Here is a 16959-nt window from a genome sequence, read left to right as displayed (position 1 = left end):
GTGTGAGGCGGACCCAATTTCCTGTGTGGCGGGCATCGACCAATGTCCGTCGATAGTGGCCGACGACCGTTCGCAAGGTAACGGTGCCGCCCGTTTCGATCCGCTGATTGTGGTGAACGAGGCGGCCACCCGCTCAATCAGTAACGGCCTAGACTGCTTTGCGCGTTCGCCGCATCAAATGAACCACGCTCCGCGCCGTATCGTGGGCGAGGCGAAGCGTGATCAGCGCCGCATGGATCAGTCCCACGACGGGGTCATGCCGCCGCAGCGGGATCAGCACATCGCCGATCGCAAGGCGTCCGCGCCAGATCGGGTTGATCATGGGGTGATCGGCATTTGCCGTCGAGTCCGCGCTGGCGATGACGGGATCGGCGCAGAGATGGCGGGTGAGGTCCAGCGTGAGCTGCACGCCCGGCGAATATTTTGCAAAGCGCTCGTCGATACCGAGCTTGAAGAAGAAGGCACGGTCCTGGTGCCGCAGTACGATGCCGGCGGCAATCGGCGTCGCGCCGGCGCGAAGCGTGATGATCTCGCACTGTGCAGTCTCCGCCAGCGCCGGCACGGCGCGGCGAATGAAGGTCGCATCGCCCGCATGCTGAACCAGTGCGGTGCCGCGCTTGCCTTTCCAGCCGCTGGCTTCGAGCTGCAGGAAGCTTTCGAGCGCACGTCCGATCTGGTCGGAGCTGCGCGCAATCTCGAACACGACGGGGCCGTGCTCCTCGAGACGATGACGTTGGCGCCGCAGCTCCTTGAGCTTCTTGGCGCCGAGCGCGTCGCGCAACAGCGTTTCTCCATCCTGCGTCGCATCGAGGCTGGCGCGGATGTAGGAGCTGAGGATTCTCGGCTCCAGGCCGTCGCGGTTCAGCACGTGCTTGAGCGATGCCATGGCTGCGCCCTCGAGCGCGAGGTCGGTCAGCACGAGCGCATGCGCGCCCGCCTCGCGCGCCTGCTGCAGCAGACGCGCGGCGGCTTCGAGCGGAGCGTCGCGGTCGAGCAGCGGGCTGCACAGCGTGCCATAGGGATGCGCGCTCACCAGGGCGGGCAGGGGAATCTTCAGGGCGCGCCACAGCGAGACCACCGGCATCAGGCCGATCAGCCGGGCCGAAGAATCGTCAAATGCGGGCAGTGCCGAGGCATCCGTGCGACCGCGCGCAGTTGCGCTGACGGCGAGCTCCCAGGCCGGCAGGTAATATCCGTTCGGCTCGATCGCCCGCTGCGCCAGCGCGCGCCATTGGCCGGTGTCGACCGCGGCAAGCGGCACAGGCGCGCGCGCCATCGCGACATCCCTTGCCGATGCCGGATTGATCGCAGCCTGATGCGCGATGTCGACCACGTCCCGTCGTCCCCGTTCACGCGAGCTGAGCCCGTGCTACCGGTCATGCTTAGCGTAAAGATTGGAAAATACCGTTGGCACGCCGCTGCAATTCGAGCGGTAGCGTTAACGTTTCATTCAGAATCCAGGCGCGGCTTGGTCCTGAGGAATCATCCTGAGGAGCCCGCTTCAAGCGGGCGTCTCGAAGGATGGCCGCAGGGAAAAGCGCTCAAATGCGATGGCCTGCCTGAGGAACGTGACTAGTCGCCCGGCACGAAATGATCGCGGGCGCTGGCGCGGCCGCCGCTGGCGGTATCGGTGATGGTGATCTCGACGTCGCGGGAGGTCTGCGGCAGATCGCCCGGCCCGACCTGGACCGACAGCCTGACCTCGCGGGTTTGATCCTGCCCGACCTCGATGATGGGCTTGCCGCCCGCCTCGATGCCGGCGACGCGAATGGTCGCGCCCGGCAGACCGGAGACTTCGAGCGCAAACGATCGCTGTGCGCCCTTGTTGAGGATGCGCACGGTGTAGTCGTTGCGCACGCCGCCGTCCGAAAGCTGGACGAAGAGGGGATTGCGCTCGTGCAGCACGTTGACGTCCATCGTCGCGCGGGTGGCGAGGGTGTAGAGCATGATGCTGCCGACGATGGCGATGGCCGCGGCATAGATCAGCGTGCGCGGACGGATGATGCGGTAGACGGGCGGCTTGCCTTCGCGCCGGCGCTGCATGTTGATGTCGGTGTCGTAGCCGATCAGGCCCTGGGGCCGGCCGATCTCGCGCATGACGTTGTCGCAGGCGTCGATGCACAGGCCGCACTGGATGCAGCCGAGCTGGATGCCGTGGCGGATGTCGACGCCGGTCGGGCAGACATTGATGCATTGGTGGCAGTCGACGCAGTCGCCGGCGAGTTCGCCGTGGGAGCGGGCGGCATCCGCCTTCTTCACCGACATGCGCGGCTCGCCGCGGTCACGCCGATAGGTGACGTTGAGCGCCCATTCGTCGGTCAGCGCCGCCTGGATTCGTGGCCACGGGCACATGTAGATGCACATCTGCTCGCGGGCGTGACCGGCAAAGACATAGGTCGTCGCGGTGAGGATGCCGATCCAGAGATAGGAGATGAACGGTGCCTGGAAGGTCGCGAGCTCCTTCACCAGCGTCGGCGCGTCGGAAAAGTAGAGCACCCAGGCGCCGCCGGTCCACCAGGCGATCATGATCCAGAGGAAGTGCTTGAGCGCGACCTTGCGAAGGTGGTCGAACGTCCAGTAGCGCTTGTCGCCCTGCATGCGCTCGCGCCGGTCGCCCTCGACCCAACGCTCCACCGCGTAGAACAGGTCGGTCCACACCGTCTGCGGGCACATGTAGCCGCACCACAGCCGCCCGGCGACCGCGTTCATCAGGAACAGCGTCATCGCCGCGATGATGAGCAGACCGGTGAAGTAATAGACCTCCTGCGGCCACAGCTCGATGAAGAAGAAGTAGAAGCGCCGATGCGGGAAGTCGATCAGCACGGCCTGGTCGGGCAGGCCAGGTCCGCGATTCCAGCGTACGAACGGCAAGAGATAGTAGATCCCGAGCGTGACGCAGAGGATCGCCCATTTGATGCGCCGGAAAGGGCCATGGACCGACTGCGGATAGACCTTCTTCCGTTTCTCGTAGAGAGGCCCCTCGATGAAGGTGTCGTCGGTCATCCCATGCTCCCCGCGTCTTGCGAAGGCGAGAGTCCCTACTTGCCGGCGCAGAAGAGACGGTACAGAATCTCCAGCACTGCGCGGACTTCCGGGCTCGCGATGCTATAGTATATCGTTTGGCCGTCCCGCCTCGGTTTGACCAGGCTCAATGCGCGCATCTTTCCGAGGTGTTGGGATAGCGCGGCCGACGACAGGCCAGCGATGTCGGCGAGTTCGCCGACGGACTTTTCGCCGTCCAGCATGTTGCAGAGAACCAGGAGCCGCTTGGGATTGCCCATGGCGGTGAGGAGGCGGGACGCCTCTTCGGCCTTCTCCTCCAGAGCGAGCAATTCCTGATTGCGGGGCTTGCGCTTCATCTCGATATATTAGTATCTTCGAAAATAAGAAACAATCGAAATGGCATATCGTCCGTAAAGGTACCTTGATCAGGAGAGGCTCATGGTCACGACGTCTTTCACGCCGATCGCGTCCCTCGCTGGCGGAGCGATGATCGGGCTTGCCGCCGTTCTGCTGATGTGGGCAACGGGGCGAATCGCCGGCGTCAGCGGCATCGCCGCGCGGCTGTTTCCGCCCTACGAGGACCGCGAATTCGCCGGGCGCCTCGCCTTCGTCGCCGGTCTCGCCGCCGCGCCCGTGCTGGCGCGCCTCGTCACCGGAGGTCTGCCGGAGCAGACGATCGCGGCGGGGCCGGCCCTCCTGATCGTGGGCGGATTGCTGACGGGTTTCGGTTCGGTGTGGGGCAGCGGCTGCACCTCGGGCCACGGTGTTTGCGGCCTGTCGCGGCTGTCGGTGCGCTCGCTGGTCGCGACAATGACCTTCATGGCCGCCGGCATGGCCACCGTTTTCGTGATGCGACACTGGAGCTGATCGCCATGGCAATCCTCGTTCAATTCGCGATCGGGCTGGTCTTCGGCATCGGCCTCATCGTCTCCGGGATGTCGAACCCCGCAAAGGTGCTGAACTTCCTGGACATCGGCGGCATTCCGGCGGGGACATGGGATGCGAGCCTCGCTTTCGTGATGGCGGGCGCGGTGGCGGTGACCTTCGTCGGCTTCAGCCGCGTCCTGAAGTTCGCGCGTCCATTCTTCGCCGATCGATTCTATCTGCCGACGCGGCGAGACATCGATCCCAGGATCGTCGCAGGTCCTGCGATCTTCGGTGTCGGCTGGGGACTGGTGGGCTTTTGTCCGGGGCCGGCACTGACCGCGCTCGGATTTGGCTCGCTCTCCGCCGTCGTCTTCGTCGCGTCGATGTGCGCCGGCATGGTGCTCGCCCGCTTCATCGCTCACCTGCCGTCATTGACGCGCTTCGTCACGCCGGCCGATCCGCTCGAAACCTGAAGTCACGCAGAGAGTCGTCATGGACAAGAACTACCCCGAAATTATCAGGCAGATCTCCGCCAACATGAAGAAGCTGCGGAGCGACATTCCCGACACCATGAAGGGATTTGCCGCGCTCGCCCAGGCCGCCACCCGCGACGGGGCGCTGGACAAGAAGACCAAGGAGCTGATCGCGCTCGCGCTCGGCGTTGCCGCGCATTGCGACGGCTGCATTGGCTTTCACACCGAGGCGCTGGTCAAGCTCGGTGCGACGCGTCAGGAGATCGAGGAGACGCTTAGCATGGCCGTGTACATGGGCGGCGGGCCGTCGCTGATGTATGCCGCGGACGCGATCGCGGCCTACGAGCAATTCCAGCAGCAAACCGTCGCGGCTTAGGATCGGCGGCCGGATTCGGTTACACCACCGGGACCGGGCGAATAGTCTCGTCCGGTCCCGAGCATCAAGCCTTCATCGCTCACCAACGGTCGTCGACACCGACGCCGACGCTGACGCCGGGTGCGCGAATGCCGACGCCGGCGCGCGGGCCGTCATCCCAATCGCGATGATAGGTCCGGCGCTCGTAATAGCGCTCGCGCGGCATGTAATTATAGGAATCGCGCACGATCACGCGCGAACCGCCGCGCGTGCGATAGCAGCGGCCGGAATCGTCGCAGACGAGTCGCACCTGCTGCACGAGATCCGGATTGGTGTACTCGCTGCTCGTATAGAGATCGGAAGCCTTCGCCCCCGAGGCGGCGGCCAAAGCACCCACGCCAGCCAACAGCGCAATAGTCAACGTCCTCATCATGTCCTCCTCGAAACTGCCCTCGGCGGTAACAAGAAAGGGAGGCGGTGATCGTTCCGGGTCATCTACAGGTTTTTCCCGGAACCTTGTCGTCAAGGCGGGTTCCTAGATCGGCTCGTAAGTCTCGGTCCCGCAGATGTCGTCGGCGTCCGCGCGCCGGCGGTCCACGACCTTGCCGCCGTTGATCGTCACGATGTAGGTCTGGGGTCCGAGGGACGTGCCGGTCGCCGAGGTGAGCTGCGCACGTACGCATGCGGTCCAGCCCGGTCCTCGCACCTCGCGATGGGGCGGGGCGACGTGCACCTCGCGCGGATAGGACGTTGCAAGAAAGACGACGTCGATCTGCTCGCGCACCACGCGCTTGACGTCGGGCGCCGCTTCCGGCGGCGGCTGCTCGGCCTCCTTCATGCGCATGAACTCTGGTACCGGTGCGCGGCTGTCGGCAAAGCCGCAGGCACCGAGCGCCAGCGCGCCGATGAGCAGCGCCGCATGAGCAATGATCCGCAACATCCCTGGAGGTCCCCCTGCGGGCCAACAGATAGGCACGAACGCGATCCGGCGAAGTCCCGGTCGATCAAGATTTGCTGAAGACTTGGAACCCGCGATATTGCTATTCCGCGAGTGCGGGCTAGGTTGTACCCCACACGAGGGGGATTGCTGCAATGAGGATTTTTGGTCATCGCGGCCGCGGTCTTGGCACTGACGGCCGGCTCAGTGCAGGCGCAGGGCCGGCGCCAGCCCAATGACGGCGCCAAGCCGGTCGACAACAGTCCCAAGGTCGACGAGAAGGCCTACAAGGCCGCGCTCGAGCGCATTCCCGAGCCCAAGGACAAGTACGACCCCTGGGGCGGCGCCCGTCCGGGCGAACCTGCCAAGAAGCCGAAATGACGTGAGGTGGATGGCGCGGACCTACCTTTCGGCTTCGGCAAAGCGCCGTCGCTCCTGTCGCGCAGGATCGATCGTCCCGGTGGACGATTTGTTGCGGGGGCATCATCGATCGCGCTCGCGGTCGTCACGCGCGCGATCGCAGCCCGCGGTCAGCGTATCGAAGCAATCATGATCGTGTTGTGCACGTGATGCGAACGTTCGTTCACGTCGCGCGTGCTATTGCACGAAAGCGAGGCCGACGCGCTTGTCGCTGCGCCAAACTGTGCGACAATGCCTTACGAAGCGGTCGCACGCGATCGAGAGCGTGACCGATTGCGGCAACATGACGGGAGTGTCGAGGTCGATCGCCGCGCCGCCCGCCGACATGTTGCGCACCGTGCAAGGAATGCCGCTGTTTTCAAAGGTGATCTTTCCGCCCTTGAAAACACGGTGACGTTGCGATGTACGCTTCTCAATCATCCGCGTCAGCCCTGCCGATGATTATGAAGTAGTGCATAGAAATTACGTTGAACTAAACTCAATACTGGCGCTACTTGCACGGGGTTTCAGACTTTGTTTACGACGTTGGAGCGGCGAGCCGCTCCAACGAACCTGCCCAAAGAGCCTACCCGAGAGCTTTTCCTTTATGGCGTGACCCGCCGATCGAGAGGTTGATAAAGACTTCGCTTTCGATTCTGTTCGCCGCAGCGCGCTCTCGCTGGCGAAGCGCGAGCGCGCTTCCTGTCCCGACACGATTTCATCGAGAGCCGCTTCGAGCTTTGCGCTCCGCGCGGCTCTCTTGTTTCAGGGCGCGTTCATCCCGGCAGCATCGCGAACGCGCTCGACACCATCGCGGCCGGCTTGCCGTCGGCGGCCGAGAGCAGCGTGACGCGGCCAAAGCTCATGGTGCGCCCGAGCCGTACCACGCGCGCATCCGCCAGCACGTCGGACGCGGAGATCGCGCGCATGAAATGCGTGGTCTGGTCGACCGTCGTCATGGGACGGTAGCCGCGATTGGCGGCGAGGATCGCGATCACCATCGCGGTATCGGCGAGCGCCATCAGGGCCTGGCCGCAGACCACGCCGCCGTTGCGGCACAGCCGCTCCGAAAACGGCATGCGCAGCAGCGCGCCGGGCTGCCAGTCCGGAACGTCCGCAGGCGGCGCATGCTCGATGCGCTCGACCGCGAGGTTGAGATCCTGGACCCAGGGCGCAAAGACCTCGCCGAGGATGCGCCTGGCGTCGGCGGGGCCGAACTCGGCTTCTGGCTGCGTTTGCATTGCTGTCGCGCTCTCCTGTGTTGCCGGATGTTTCATCGCATTGTGCGCGCATCGTCGAGGCAAAGTCACCAGGTCTCGCGGCGGCCGCCTCGGCTTGAAAATGCCTGACTTGGCCCGATATGATGCCTCGCTTGGGTAGGGGTGGATGATGTTGCGTCGGTGTGTCCTCGTCTTTTGCATGGCCGTGCTCGGTGTCGCGCTGAGCGGGTGCACCAAATGCGGTCCGATCTGGGACGACTGGCTGCATGCGCCCAAATCATGCAGATCGGATCGGCTCTAGCGGACACCGGCTCGTGACCGGGCTGACAAGGATGACACGGCGCGGGGCGATCCGTGCCTCATGGAAGATCTAAGGAGTGAATGATGAAGCTTTTCCGTTTGGCCGCGGTGCTGGCCGTGCTGGCGGGACCTGCCTACGCGCAACTGCCCAATATCAATTTGATGCAGGATGCCCCGAGCAAGACGCCGGAGGAGAAGGCTGCCGAGGCCGAGCGTGACAAGGCCTACAAGGAAACGCTGAAGAAGATTCCGGATTCCAAGGCGTCCAGCGATCCCTGGGGCGGCATGCGCGCCGATCCGCCGAAGCAGCCGGCGGCGCCGAAGGCGTCGGCCGCAACCAGTGCGCCGAAGAAGACCAAGAGCGGTACGGCCGCCAACTGACCCGTTCCGGGGAGGCACGAAGTCTTTCCGACGGGACTCCTCTTGATCCGGCCGGCGCCCTACATTGTCCGCAGCGTAGTGCGTCAAGGAAGGCAGGATATGGCCGATCGTCCGCGGGATCTCGCCGAGCGGATGGCGCGCCGGCGCAAGGCGGCCGGCAAGCCGGGTCCGACCGCGGGCGACGGCTATCTGCGCGAGACTTTTACGCTGCCGCGCGCGGCAGCGCGGGAGCGGGCGCAGGCCTTCTTCGCCCGCTATCCCAAGGCCGGCTATATGAGCGAGGTCGAGACCTGGCGCGAATTGCCCGGCGGCGACATCGAGTTCACCATGCGGCGGCTGCCCAGCGCGGACTGACGCGTTCCATGGCGCAAGAGGGCGAAACGTTCAGGCTGTCTTTCGCCCGATCGCCTTCAGCTCCCGATCGATGCGCAGCTGCACGCGCCGGATCGCCAGCAGGTCGATCCTGGTCTCGGTCTTGCCGGTCTTGATCTGGTCGCCGATGCGGAACTGCCATTGCCAGATTCCCGGAGTCGCCGTCTTGGCGATGGTGAACTCGACGCCCCTGTGATTCATGGTCACCTCCCACGATTCACCCTCGTGCCTGCAAACATGTTGGTGGTCGCAATATTCCGCGGGCAAGCAAAATCTGTTGCTGGCCGCGCGCGAACGGTTCTCGATGTCCGTGGTTCTCCGACCATGAACAAAGTTCCTGGGCTCCCGGTGCATCCGGCGGGCCCACAGCGTGGTTCCGACCCGGGGCGCACGATCCGCTCCAGCTTGACGGCATGTGCCTTGCTTGCCTGATCGCGGGCCAGCAACCATGGGCGCCTCATGCTCGGCATTCCCCGCCGCTACTCTCATTTCGTCTTCGGCATCATCCAGTCCGGGCTGACCTCGCTGATCGCGGCGGGAGTAGCCAGCTTTCCTGCAGGCAGCCCGGTGCTCTTCGTTCAGCACTGGATGGTGTCTTGGCTGATCGCCTGGGCCGCGATGCTGCCGGTCGTGCTATTGGCGGCGCCCGCGATCCGCGCCTTCGCGCTGCGCCTGACCCAGGAGGAGCGGGAGCCCCGCGCCGGCCGGCAGGCATGAAAAAGCCCCGCCTGGGGAGAGCCAAGCGGGGCTGAGAGTTGTTGGAGGCTGGGTGCTGGGCTGCAACACCAGAGCCGAGCGACCCTAGCCGGCTGAGCTTACGACAGCCTGACAGGCGGGCGGCCGGCAGGAGCGCGACCGCAAGGCCGCAGACTGGCCCCGCACCGGTCCCAATTTCGACATCCGTCCGCACCACTGCCGACACAGCCGTCGGCAAGATTTTGTCCGTTCGGCGCAGCCATGGGGGAAACGTGGCGCGCCGACAACGGGGTGGCATCATGGATAACGTAGAGCGGTCATTTGCCGCCGCGACGGCGGCTGGCTTCGTGGTGCTGGTGATAGGCCTGATCCTTCTGGCGCTGCTGTAGAGGGGACCGGCGTGCCGGGCTTCCCATTGGACGGCGCCCGCGCCTTGCCCTTCAAAAGTGGAAAACAACCCCATGCACAGTAGGGTGCCGGGTAATTTCCTCGCTCGGCCAACGGGTTGTTGGTAGTATTTAGATACCTTGTGCGCCCGCGGTTGCCCACCGGCGATGCCGATCGAGAAAGCGCCCAAATCGCCGGCTGGCGCCGCATCGCGGGGCGGGCCTCGACGCGCTCCGGAAGGTCCTGGCGGTGCCTAGTGGACCTTGATCTCATTCAACGGAAGATGGAGCTCGGCGGCGCGCTCTTCACGGTCCTTCTTGCGGAACTCGTTTTCCTTGCGCTCGAACTTCACCATCTCCTCGTGCGCCGCCTCCAGCAGCGGCTTTCGCCTGATCGTAGCGTGGTGCGTGTCGTTGTCCGTCATGACTTGAGGTCCCCAGAAGTTGCGGTCCCATCCCCACAGAAGGCCGGAGACCGCGAAAGGTTCGGTGCCGCAGGATTACGGAAACATGACGGCGCGCCGGCCGCGCGTCGTTGATGTCGGTCATGGTCGCTCCGAGGAACCCGGCGGAGGCCGGGTTATTTCGGCGGCTGAAGCCCCGGCGATTTGACCCAATCGTTCAGATGATTGGCAACGTCGGCCTGACGGGCCTTCTTGAGCAGCGCGTCCCGCTCCGGCCCGGGAGGAAGTTTGGACGCCTGCTCGCGGACCTGCGTCACCCATGCCGACAGCCGGTCCTGAAGGGTCAGTTGCTGCTTGAAACGTCGTCGCTTGAACATGGCGCGCTTTTTCCGTGCGAGGAGGCGGGAGCGCGAGGTTAAGCGTTCTCATCACCGATAGTGGCCACGGTCCGCGCGGTGATGATGCATTAGGATCCGGAAATGGATCCGCGTCTGTTCAGTTGTGCACGCAGAGCAGAGCGGACAGCGAGACGATCCAGCATGGCTGGTTTGTCAGAGGTCGATTTTTATCAACCGAGGCGGCCGCCAAGCCAGCGGCCTCCGGTTCATCCCAGGAATTTGTCAAACGCCACCAAGGCACCGAATGCGGTAGTGGTGACGGCGAGGAAGGCCACGAAATACCATAGGCGATGCATGCCCGGATAACCTGGACTCCCCGCTATGGTTCATGAAGCCGGCTCGACCAGCTGCCGCACCTGACTCGCGGTCTAGTCCGAAAGACATAAACCGCAAAAGAACATATTGCGAACCCTGGAACAAATAGGGTACATTGCTTTTATCGCCGAGCTGCCTCGCAACCGTTTGTCCCTCACGCGAATCCTCGCCATAAGGAGCACGACCCAATGTCCGCAACTGCCCTGCGTATCGTCGAAGGATCTTCCATGGACAAGAGTAAAGCTCTGGCCGCCGCGCTCTCCCAGATCGAGCGGCAGTTCGGCAAGGGCTCGGTGATGAAGCTCGGCAAGAACGACCGCTCCATGGACATCGAGGCGGTGTCCTCCGGCTCGCTCGGGCTCGATATCGCGCTCGGCATCGGCGGCCTGCCCAAGGGACGCATCGTCGAGATCTACGGGCCGGAATCCTCGGGCAAGACCACGCTGGCGCTGCATACGGTGGCGGAAGCGCAGAAGAAGGGCGGCATCTGCGCCTTCATCGACGCCGAGCACGCGCTCGATCCGGTCTATGCCCGCAAGCTCGGCGTCAACATCGACGAGCTCCTGATCTCGCAGCCCGACACCGGCGAGCAGGCGCTGGAGATCTGCGACACCTTGGTGCGTTCGGGCGCCGTCGACGTTCTGGTGGTCGATTCGGTCGCGGCGCTGGTGCCGAAGGCCGAGCTCGAGGGCGAGATGGGCGATGCGCTGCCGGGACTTCAAGCGCGGTTGATGAGCCAGGCGCTGCGCAAGCTGACGGCCTCCATCAACAAGTCCAACACCATGGTGATCTTCATCAACCAGATCCGCATGAAGATCGGCGTGATGTACGGCTCGCCGGAAACCACCACCGGCGGCAATGCGCTGAAGTTCTACGCCTCCGTCCGCCTCGACATCCGCCGCATCGGTGCGATCAAGGAGCGCGACGAAGTGGTCGGCAACACAACGCGCGTCAAGGTGGTCAAGAACAAGCTGGCCCCGCCGTTCAAGCAGGTCGAGTTCGACATCATGTACGGCGAGGGCGTCTCCAAGATGGGCGAGATCCTCGATCTCGGCGTCAAGGCCGGCATCGTCGAGAAGTCCGGCGCCTGGTTCTCCTATGACAGCCAGCGCCTCGGCCAGGGCCGCGAGAACGCCAAGGCGTTCCTGAAGGGCAACCCCGACATCACCGCCAAGATCGAGACCGCGATCCGCCAGAACTCGGGCCTGATCGCCGAGCAGATTCTGGCCGGCACGCCTGAGCGCGACGCGGACGGCGAGGAGCCGGCGGACGAGTAAGACCTAACGCGAAAGTTTTCGCGAGGAGCGGGCACTGAGGACGTTGAGTTGCCGACGTCTTCGGTGCCCGTTTCGGTTTGCGTGGGGGGGTGCGGCGGCGATGAAGCGTGTGATCCTGACCAGCTCGGCGGGCGTCGGTCTTGCTCTCGCCGATCGCGCCGACATGGTCGTCCCGTTCATCTATCGTTTCGTTTCGGGGCCACTTCCCACGCCTGACCACCTCAACGATTATCTCGGCGCCAGGTGGCCGTCTAACGAGATGCACTGGTCGGATTGCGTCAGGGTCCGTCAATCGCCCCTTCTCAGTCGCCGGGATCGGGCGGGCGGGTTGCTCTGGGTCTGCGAAACCTACGGAGTCGACTTCATCGAACTGTGGTTCGATCCTGAACCAAACAGTCAGTTGCAGCTGATCTGGATCCTCGGCTACCTGCGTTCTCATCCGGTCATCGCAGAGCGTCTGAAATTGCGTCTTGTCGATTTCGATCTGCAGGACGCAGACCCCGGGGAGTTGCGTCATCGTGACGTTCGCGAGCTCGATGTCACGGAAAGCGACTTCGAGATCGCCGACATGGCTTGGGAAGCCTACCGGGCGCCGACGCCCGAGCTTTGCGCCGGGCTGCTCCACAGGCCGCTCGGCAAGCTGTCTTTCCTGAAGCCGGCCGTGGAAGACCTGCTGGCAGAACTTCCGTCGCCGGCGACGGGACTGGGGGCGACGGAGACGCTACTTCTCGAGCGGATTGCAGGCGGACACAATCGCACCGATGAGCTGTTTCGGCCGGACGCGCTGGGGACACGCGTGTTCGACCCGTGGGAGCTCGGCACGTTGCTCGAAGGGCTCGCATTCGGCCCCGCGCCAGCGATCGCGGGTCTGGACGGCAAGCTGGCGACACTCGACCCGGACAACGCGAGAAGTCGCAATGCTGCCTTTCGCCGGAGCCGGCTGTCGCTGACGGAGTTTGGCGATGGCGGGCCGGGAAGATTTTCGCCGTCACAACCCGATCAAACGCTGGTGGGGCGGCACGCTTCTCACCAGTGAACGGCTTTGGCGCTGGGGTCGCGAAAGCCGGCTGTTGATTGCGCCTGAGTAAGGCATGCGTATCGCTCAGTGTGCTCCGTATTGCTCATCAATTTTGAGAGGCGATCTTGTCGCATCTGATTTTGGCAACGAATTATGAAGCGGCCGCCGTGCTCGGCGGCTCCAACTTGGGGAATATCGCCCTCAGCTTTTCCCCGCGCTTCGTGCGGGGCCAATTGCCGTCCGAGGAGGAACTCGCGATGGGGCTGGAGCCACGTTCCGCGAAGCATTCCAGAAGGGGCGATCATTGGCTCGACGGCGTGAAGCGAGATTGGCTGATGGGCTTCGGCTCGCAAGATATTGGTTTCTTTCAGCTCTGCGAGAAGTTCGACTCGATTGAAGTATGGGCCGACCCGTGGCCGAGCGACCAACTCGTGCTGGTCTGGCTGCTCGACCTGCTTCGTCCGTACAAGGAGATCACGTCGAAGCTGAGCCTGATGCATGCAGACGACACTATTGCCAACTATGCTCCGGAGTCTGTCGCAAAATGGAAGCTGCCGGCCTTCAAGGTGACCGAGAACCATTTGGTGACGGCAAGCCGCGCCTGGCGCGCCTATCGGGCTGACACGCCACACCCCTGTTTCGATCTGCTGATAACGGATCTGACGATCCTGCCGAGACTTCGATCGGCACTCATCGCGATGATGGAAGAGCTTCCGGACAGCACCACGGGACTGGGTGCCAGCGAAATGGATTTGCTGGACTTCGTGAACGATGGGCACACCGACCCGAGGCTCGTCGTAGACGCGAGATGGCTTCGCAAGGTATTCGACGAGGACGACGCAGGCGACGCGTTGCTCGAACTGGGGGAATATTCGGCACCGCCGGTCTTGTTGGGCGATCCGGCGTTCGACAATGAGGATCGTTACTTCGGCAGGAGCGAGTGGAAGATCACGCTGACTGAGCTCGGGCGTTCACTTCTCGCCCGTGAAGACGACATGTGGCGCCACAATTCCATCAAACGATGGTGGGGCGGTACCGAGTTGACCAACGAACGGCTGTGGCGGTGGGATCGCGAAAGCCGGTTGCTGATTGCGCCCTAGCGGCGCATTCGTAGGATGGATTAGCCGAAGGCGTAATCCACCACTGTTCGTATCTGTGGAGACAGAAGAGGTGGGTTACGCCTCGCGGACTGCGCTTTGCGCAGCCGCGAGGCTAACCCACCCTACAAATCCTACTCCGCAGCTTCTGCGTAATCGCTCACCGGCGGGCAGGAGCACACGAGGTTACGATCACCATAGACGTTGTCGACGCGGCCGACGGGGCACCAATACTTGTCGGTGCGCGAGACGCCGTCGGGGAAGCAACCCTCGGTGCGGGTGTAGGCGCGCTTCCAATCGTCGTCGGCGATGTCGTGCACGGTGTGCGGGGCGTGGCGCAAGGGCGAGGCTGCGATCTCGAAGCGGCCGGCCTCGACCTCGGCGATTTCTTTCCGGATCGCGATCATGGCGTCGCAAAAACGATCCAGCTCGACCTTGGATTCCGACTCGGTCGGCTCGATCATCAGCGTGCCCGGCACCGGGAAGCTCATGGTAGGGGCGTGGAAGCCGTAATCGATCAGGCGTTTTGCGATGTCGTCGACGGTGACGCCGCTGGTCGCCTTCAGCGGACGGGGATCGACGATGCACTCATGCGCGACGCGGCCCTTCGCGTTTTTGTAGAGCACCGGGAAATGCGGATCGAGACGCGCTGCGATGTAATTGGCGTTGAGGATCGCGATCTCGGTGGCGCGCTTCAGGCCTTCGCCGCCCATCATCAGGATGTAGATGTAGGAGATGGTGAGGATCGAGGCCGAGCCGAACGGCGCGGCCGAGACCGGGCCCACCGGGGCATCCGCTTGCGTTGCGGGGTGTCCGGGCAGGAACGGCGCGAGATGCGCCTTGACGCCGATCGGGCCCATGCCGGGACCGCCGCCGCCATGCGGGATGCAGAAGGTCTTGTGCAAATTGAGATGGCTGACGTCGGCGCCGTAATCGCCGGGCCGGCTGAGGCCGACCTGCGCATTGAGGTTGGCGCCGTCGAGATACACCTGGCCGCCATGGCCGTGCACGATGTCGCAGATCTCGCTTATGTGCTCCTCGAACACGCCGTGGGTCGAGGGATAGGTGATCATGACCGCGGCGAGATCGTTCGCATGCTTCTCCGCCTTGGCGCGAAGATCATTGACGTCGACGTCGCCGTTCTTCTCGCAAGCCACCACGACCACGTCCATGCCGACCATCGCGGCCGAGGCCGGATTGGTGCCGTGGGCGGAGGAGGGGATCAGGCAGATCTTGCGATGGCTTTGCCCACGCGCGGCATGGTAGCCGCGGATCGCGAGCAGCCCGGCATATTCGCCCTGCGCGCCCGAATTCGGCTGCAGCGAGATCGCGTCATAGCCGGTGATGTCGCACAGCCATTTTTCCAGCCGCGCGAACAGCGCGTGATAGCCGGCTGCCTGCTCGCGCGGGGCGAACGGATGCAGCGTGGCGAATTCCGGCCAGGTCAGCGGCATCATCTCGGTGGTCGCGTTCAGTTTCATGGTGCAGGATCCCAGCGGGATCATGGCGCGGTCGAGCGCGAGGTCGCGATCGCTGAGCTTGCGCATGTAGCGCAGCATCTCGGTCTCCGAGCGATGCGCGTGGAAGACCGGATGGGTCAGGAAGGCGGTGGCGCGCTTCAACGCGTCCGGCAGCGCCTCGCGCGTTTCGGCGTCGATCTCGGCATAGGCAAGCTTGCCGCCGAAGGCACGCCAGACCGCTTCAACCGTTGCAGGCGTCGTGGTCTCGTCGAGCGCGATGCGAAGGGCAGTATCACCGACGCCGAGATTGATCTTCTCGGCCAGGGCGCGCGCGACGATCTCCTCGCGCTTGCCGCCGGCATCGACGCTGAGCGTGTCGAAGAAGTTCTCGGCTTGAGGCGCAAAGCCGAGCTTGCGCAAGCCAGTCGCGAGCACGGCGGCGCGGCGATGCACGTTGCGCGCGATCTGGATGAGGCCCTCGGGGCCGTGATAGACCGCATACATCGAGGCGATCACGGCGAGCAGCACCTGCGCGGTGCAGATGTTGGAGGTCGCCTTCTCGCGGCGGATGTGCTGCTCGCGGGTCTGCAGCGCGAGGCGATAGGCGGGTGCCCCGCGCGAATCCACGGAGAGGCCGACGATGCGGCCGGGCAGGGAGCGCTTCAGCGCATCGCGCACCGCCATATAGGCGGCGTGCGGCCCGCCATAGCCCATCGGCACGCCAAAGCGCTGCGCCGAGCCGATGGCGATGTCGGCCCCGAGCTCGCCGGGCGAGGCGAGCAGCGTCAGCGCCAAGAGGTCGGCGGCAACGATCGCGAGTGCGCCCTTGGCCTTCAGGGAGGCGATCGCGGGCCTGAGGTCGCGCAAGGCGCCGGAGGTTCCAGGATATTGCAGCAGCGCGCCGAGCACGTCCGATTTGTCGAGGTCGGTGAGGGGATCGCCGACGACCAGAGACCACCCCAGCGGCTCGGCGCGGGTGCGCATCACCGCCAGCGTCTGCGGATGCACGTCCTTGTCGACGAAGAAGGCCTTCGCTTTCACTTGCGAGTGGCGCTCGGCGAGCGCCATGGCTTCGGCTGCCGCGGTCGCCTCATCGAGCAGCGAGGCGTTGGCGACGTCGAGCCCGGTGAGGTCGCAGATCATGGTCTGGAAATTGAACAGCGCTTCCAGCCGGCCCTGGCTGATCTCCGGCTGGTAGGGCGTATAGGCCGTGTACCAGGCCGGGTTCTCCAGGATGTTGCGCTGGATCACCGCGGGCAGGATGGTGCCGGAATAGCCTTGGCCGATCAGCGAGGTGAAGACCTGGTTCTGGCCTGCGAGCTCGGCCATATGGGCGATCGCCTCGGTTTCGCTGAGCGGCTTGCCGAGATCGAGCGGGGCGGCCTGCCGGATCGAGGCCGGCAGCGTCTCCGCCATCAGCGCCTCGACGCTTCTAGCGCCGACGGCCTCCAGCATTGCGGTGACGTCGCGCGCCGAGGGGCCGATGTGGCGGCGAACGAAAGAGGTGGCGGTGTCGCCGTTGGACTTGCGGTGCGCGGTCATCATGGGTCCTCGCTTTAGGAGTTGCTGTCATCGCCCGCCTTGTGCGCAATCGCGCACAG

At 64.4% G+C, this 16959-nt stretch carries 21 protein-coding genes; 10 read left to right on the top strand and 11 right to left on the bottom strand.

Annotation, left to right across the window (positions count from 1 at the left end; translation table 11 throughout):
• Positions 1 to 148: 148 nt before the first annotated feature.
• From N2604_RS28755 to N2604_RS28745, 3 genes are all read right to left on the bottom strand, one after another.
• Positions 149 to 1333 carry a GNAT family N-acetyltransferase gene (locus N2604_RS28755; RefSeq protein WP_260371427.1) on the bottom strand — a complete coding sequence of 395 codons (1185 nt, stop codon included), beginning with the start codon at positions 1331 to 1333 and terminating at the stop codon, positions 149 to 151.
• 239 nt (positions 1334 to 1572) lie between these two features.
• Positions 1573 to 3003, bottom strand: coding sequence for a cytochrome c oxidase accessory protein CcoG (gene ccoG, locus N2604_RS28750; protein ID WP_260371426.1), 1431 nt, complete (start codon positions 3001 to 3003; stop codon positions 1573 to 1575).
• 35 nt (positions 3004 to 3038) lie between these two features.
• Positions 3039 to 3359: a helix-turn-helix transcriptional regulator gene (locus N2604_RS28745; protein WP_260371425.1), complete on the bottom strand. Its 321-nt coding sequence runs from the start codon at positions 3357 to 3359 to the stop codon at positions 3039 to 3041.
• An 82-nt stretch (positions 3360 to 3441) separates the two neighbouring features.
• On the opposite strand from N2604_RS28745, the gene N2604_RS28740 reads away from it, so the two are divergent.
• The 3 genes from N2604_RS28740 to N2604_RS28730 are packed head-to-tail and all read left to right on the top strand — an operon-like array spanning position 3442 to position 4719.
• On the top strand, positions 3442 to 3870 hold the full coding sequence (locus N2604_RS28740; RefSeq protein ID WP_260371424.1) for a YeeE/YedE family protein: 429 nt from the start codon (positions 3442 to 3444) through the stop codon (positions 3868 to 3870).
• 5 nt (positions 3871 to 3875) lie between these two features.
• Entirely contained in the window at positions 3876 to 4343 is a 468-nt protein-coding gene (locus tag N2604_RS28735; RefSeq protein ID WP_260371423.1) for a DUF6691 family protein, read from the top strand.
• Positions 4344 to 4362: 19 nt separating this feature from the next.
• Positions 4363 to 4719, top strand: a complete 357-nt coding sequence (locus N2604_RS28730; protein ID WP_260371422.1) for a carboxymuconolactone decarboxylase family protein — start codon at positions 4363 to 4365, stop codon at positions 4717 to 4719.
• A gap of 79 nt (positions 4720 to 4798) precedes the next feature.
• Here N2604_RS28730 and N2604_RS28725 read toward each other — a convergent pair whose 3' ends face one another.
• Together N2604_RS28725 and N2604_RS28720 are read right to left on the bottom strand one after the other, a co-directional pair.
• The gene (locus N2604_RS28725; RefSeq protein ID WP_260371421.1) at positions 4799 to 5131 is read right to left on the bottom strand and encodes a hypothetical protein; all 333 of its coding nucleotides are present in this window, start codon (positions 5129 to 5131) and stop codon (positions 4799 to 4801) included.
• 102 nt (positions 5132 to 5233) lie between these two features.
• Positions 5234 to 5638, bottom strand: coding sequence for a hypothetical protein (locus tag N2604_RS28720; protein WP_260371420.1), 405 nt, complete (start codon positions 5636 to 5638; stop codon positions 5234 to 5236).
• A 162-nt stretch (positions 5639 to 5800) separates the two neighbouring features.
• Here N2604_RS28720 and N2604_RS28715 point away from each other — a divergent pair, with 162 nt between their 5' ends.
• Complete coding sequence (locus N2604_RS28715) at positions 5801 to 6016, top strand: hypothetical protein (RefSeq protein WP_260371419.1); 216 nt, start codon at positions 5801 to 5803, stop codon at positions 6014 to 6016.
• Between the two features lie 216 nt (positions 6017 to 6232).
• Here N2604_RS28715 and N2604_RS28710 read toward each other — a convergent pair whose 3' ends face one another.
• Both N2604_RS28710 and N2604_RS28705 read right to left on the bottom strand, forming a co-directional pair.
• Complete coding sequence (locus N2604_RS28710) at positions 6233 to 6475, bottom strand: PilZ domain-containing protein (protein WP_260371418.1); 243 nt, start codon at positions 6473 to 6475, stop codon at positions 6233 to 6235.
• Positions 6476 to 6810: 335 nt separating this feature from the next.
• Positions 6811 to 7275 carry a PaaI family thioesterase gene (locus N2604_RS28705; RefSeq protein WP_197963088.1) on the bottom strand — a complete coding sequence of 155 codons (465 nt, stop codon included), beginning with the start codon at positions 7273 to 7275 and terminating at the stop codon, positions 6811 to 6813.
• A 363-nt stretch (positions 7276 to 7638) separates the two neighbouring features.
• Between N2604_RS28705 and N2604_RS28700 the strand changes: the two genes are divergently transcribed.
• Together N2604_RS28700 and N2604_RS28695 are read left to right on the top strand one after the other, a co-directional pair.
• Complete coding sequence (locus N2604_RS28700) at positions 7639 to 7935, top strand: hypothetical protein (protein WP_260371417.1); 297 nt, start codon at positions 7639 to 7641, stop codon at positions 7933 to 7935.
• A gap of 99 nt (positions 7936 to 8034) precedes the next feature.
• On the top strand, positions 8035 to 8289 hold the full coding sequence (locus N2604_RS28695; protein ID WP_260371416.1) for a hypothetical protein: 255 nt from the start codon (positions 8035 to 8037) through the stop codon (positions 8287 to 8289).
• Between the two features lie 30 nt (positions 8290 to 8319).
• On the opposite strand, the gene N2604_RS28690 is transcribed toward N2604_RS28695, so the two are convergent.
• The gene (locus N2604_RS28690) at positions 8320 to 8508 is read right to left on the bottom strand and encodes a hypothetical protein (RefSeq protein ID WP_260371415.1); all 189 of its coding nucleotides are present in this window, start codon (positions 8506 to 8508) and stop codon (positions 8320 to 8322) included.
• 258 nt (positions 8509 to 8766) lie between these two features.
• Here N2604_RS28690 and N2604_RS28685 point away from each other — a divergent pair, with 258 nt between their 5' ends.
• Positions 8767 to 9024, top strand: coding sequence for a DUF2798 domain-containing protein (locus N2604_RS28685; protein WP_260371414.1), 258 nt, complete (start codon positions 8767 to 8769; stop codon positions 9022 to 9024).
• 619 nt (positions 9025 to 9643) lie between these two features.
• On the opposite strand, the gene N2604_RS28680 is transcribed toward N2604_RS28685, so the two are convergent.
• Both N2604_RS28680 and N2604_RS28675 read right to left on the bottom strand, forming a co-directional pair.
• A complete protein-coding gene (locus N2604_RS28680; protein ID WP_260371413.1) occupies positions 9644 to 9814 on the bottom strand; it encodes a hypothetical protein in 171 nt (56 codons plus the stop codon).
• Positions 9815 to 9969: 155 nt separating this feature from the next.
• Complete coding sequence (locus tag N2604_RS28675; RefSeq protein WP_260371412.1) at positions 9970 to 10170, bottom strand: hypothetical protein; 201 nt, start codon at positions 10168 to 10170, stop codon at positions 9970 to 9972.
• A 524-nt stretch (positions 10171 to 10694) separates the two neighbouring features.
• Here N2604_RS28675 and recA point away from each other — a divergent pair.
• The 3 genes from recA to N2604_RS28660 all read left to right on the top strand — a co-directional run bounded on the left by recA (position 10695) and on the right by N2604_RS28660 (position 13901).
• Positions 10695 to 11783 (top strand): recombinase RecA, encoded by a 1089-nt coding sequence (recA, locus tag N2604_RS28670; protein WP_027577058.1) that lies wholly within the window; start codon positions 10695 to 10697, stop codon positions 11781 to 11783.
• A gap of 100 nt (positions 11784 to 11883) precedes the next feature.
• On the top strand, positions 11884 to 12819 hold the full coding sequence (locus N2604_RS28665) for a hypothetical protein (protein ID WP_311739670.1): 936 nt from the start codon (positions 11884 to 11886) through the stop codon (positions 12817 to 12819).
• A gap of 107 nt (positions 12820 to 12926) precedes the next feature.
• The gene (locus tag N2604_RS28660; RefSeq protein WP_260371411.1) at positions 12927 to 13901 is read left to right on the top strand and encodes a hypothetical protein; all 975 of its coding nucleotides are present in this window, start codon (positions 12927 to 12929) and stop codon (positions 13899 to 13901) included.
• 131 nt (positions 13902 to 14032) lie between these two features.
• Here N2604_RS28660 and gcvP read toward each other — a convergent pair whose 3' ends face one another.
• Positions 14033 to 16900: an aminomethyl-transferring glycine dehydrogenase gene (gene gcvP, locus N2604_RS28655; protein WP_260376325.1), complete on the bottom strand. Its 2868-nt coding sequence runs from the start codon at positions 16898 to 16900 to the stop codon at positions 14033 to 14035.
• Positions 16901 to 16959 lie beyond the last annotated feature (59 nt).

The organism is Bradyrhizobium sp. CB1015, assembly GCF_025200925.1.
Taxonomy (GTDB): domain Bacteria; phylum Pseudomonadota; class Alphaproteobacteria; order Rhizobiales; family Xanthobacteraceae; genus Bradyrhizobium.
The sequence above is the reverse complement of the archived record's forward strand: the minus strand, read 5'-3'. Positions and strand labels throughout refer to the sequence as shown.

Excerpts from the sequence above, each read along its gene's own strand:
- gcvP (WP_260376325.1), bottom strand. The coding sequence starts at position 16,900 with ATGACCGCGCACCGCAAGTCCAACGGCGACACCGCCACCTCTTTCGTT.
- recA (WP_027577058.1), top strand. The coding sequence starts at position 10,695 with ATGTCCGCAACTGCCCTGCGTATCGTCGAAGGATCTTCCATGGACAAG.
- N2604_RS28690 (WP_260371415.1), bottom strand. The coding sequence starts at position 8,508 with ATGAATCACAGGGGCGTCGAGTTCACCATCGCCAAGACGGCGACTCCG.
- N2604_RS28720 (WP_260371420.1), bottom strand. The coding sequence starts at position 5,638 with ATGTTGCGGATCATTGCTCATGCGGCGCTGCTCATCGGCGCGCTGGCG.
- N2604_RS28745 (WP_260371425.1), bottom strand. The coding sequence starts at position 3,359 with ATGAAGCGCAAGCCCCGCAATCAGGAATTGCTCGCTCTGGAGGAGAAG.
- N2604_RS28675 (WP_260371412.1), bottom strand. The coding sequence starts at position 10,170 with ATGTTCAAGCGACGACGTTTCAAGCAGCAACTGACCCTTCAGGACCGG.
- N2604_RS28710 (WP_260371418.1), bottom strand. The coding sequence starts at position 6,475 with ATGATTGAGAAGCGTACATCGCAACGTCACCGTGTTTTCAAGGGCGGA.
- N2604_RS28705 (WP_197963088.1), bottom strand. The coding sequence starts at position 7,275 with ATGCAAACGCAGCCAGAAGCCGAGTTCGGCCCCGCCGACGCCAGGCGC.
- N2604_RS28685 (WP_260371414.1), top strand. The coding sequence starts at position 8,767 with ATGCTCGGCATTCCCCGCCGCTACTCTCATTTCGTCTTCGGCATCATC.
- N2604_RS28740 (WP_260371424.1), top strand. The coding sequence starts at position 3,442 with ATGGTCACGACGTCTTTCACGCCGATCGCGTCCCTCGCTGGCGGAGCG.
- N2604_RS28665 (WP_311739670.1), top strand. The coding sequence starts at position 11,884 with ATGAAGCGTGTGATCCTGACCAGCTCGGCGGGCGTCGGTCTTGCTCTC.
- N2604_RS28735 (WP_260371423.1), top strand. The coding sequence starts at position 3,876 with ATGGCAATCCTCGTTCAATTCGCGATCGGGCTGGTCTTCGGCATCGGC.
- N2604_RS28680 (WP_260371413.1), bottom strand. The coding sequence starts at position 9,814 with ATGACGGACAACGACACGCACCACGCTACGATCAGGCGAAAGCCGCTG.
- N2604_RS28725 (WP_260371421.1), bottom strand. The coding sequence starts at position 5,131 with ATGATGAGGACGTTGACTATTGCGCTGTTGGCTGGCGTGGGTGCTTTG.
- N2604_RS28700 (WP_260371417.1), top strand. The coding sequence starts at position 7,639 with ATGAAGCTTTTCCGTTTGGCCGCGGTGCTGGCCGTGCTGGCGGGACCT.
- N2604_RS28695 (WP_260371416.1), top strand. The coding sequence starts at position 8,035 with ATGGCCGATCGTCCGCGGGATCTCGCCGAGCGGATGGCGCGCCGGCGC.
- ccoG (WP_260371426.1), bottom strand. The coding sequence starts at position 3,003 with ATGACCGACGACACCTTCATCGAGGGGCCTCTCTACGAGAAACGGAAG.
- N2604_RS28730 (WP_260371422.1), top strand. The coding sequence starts at position 4,363 with ATGGACAAGAACTACCCCGAAATTATCAGGCAGATCTCCGCCAACATG.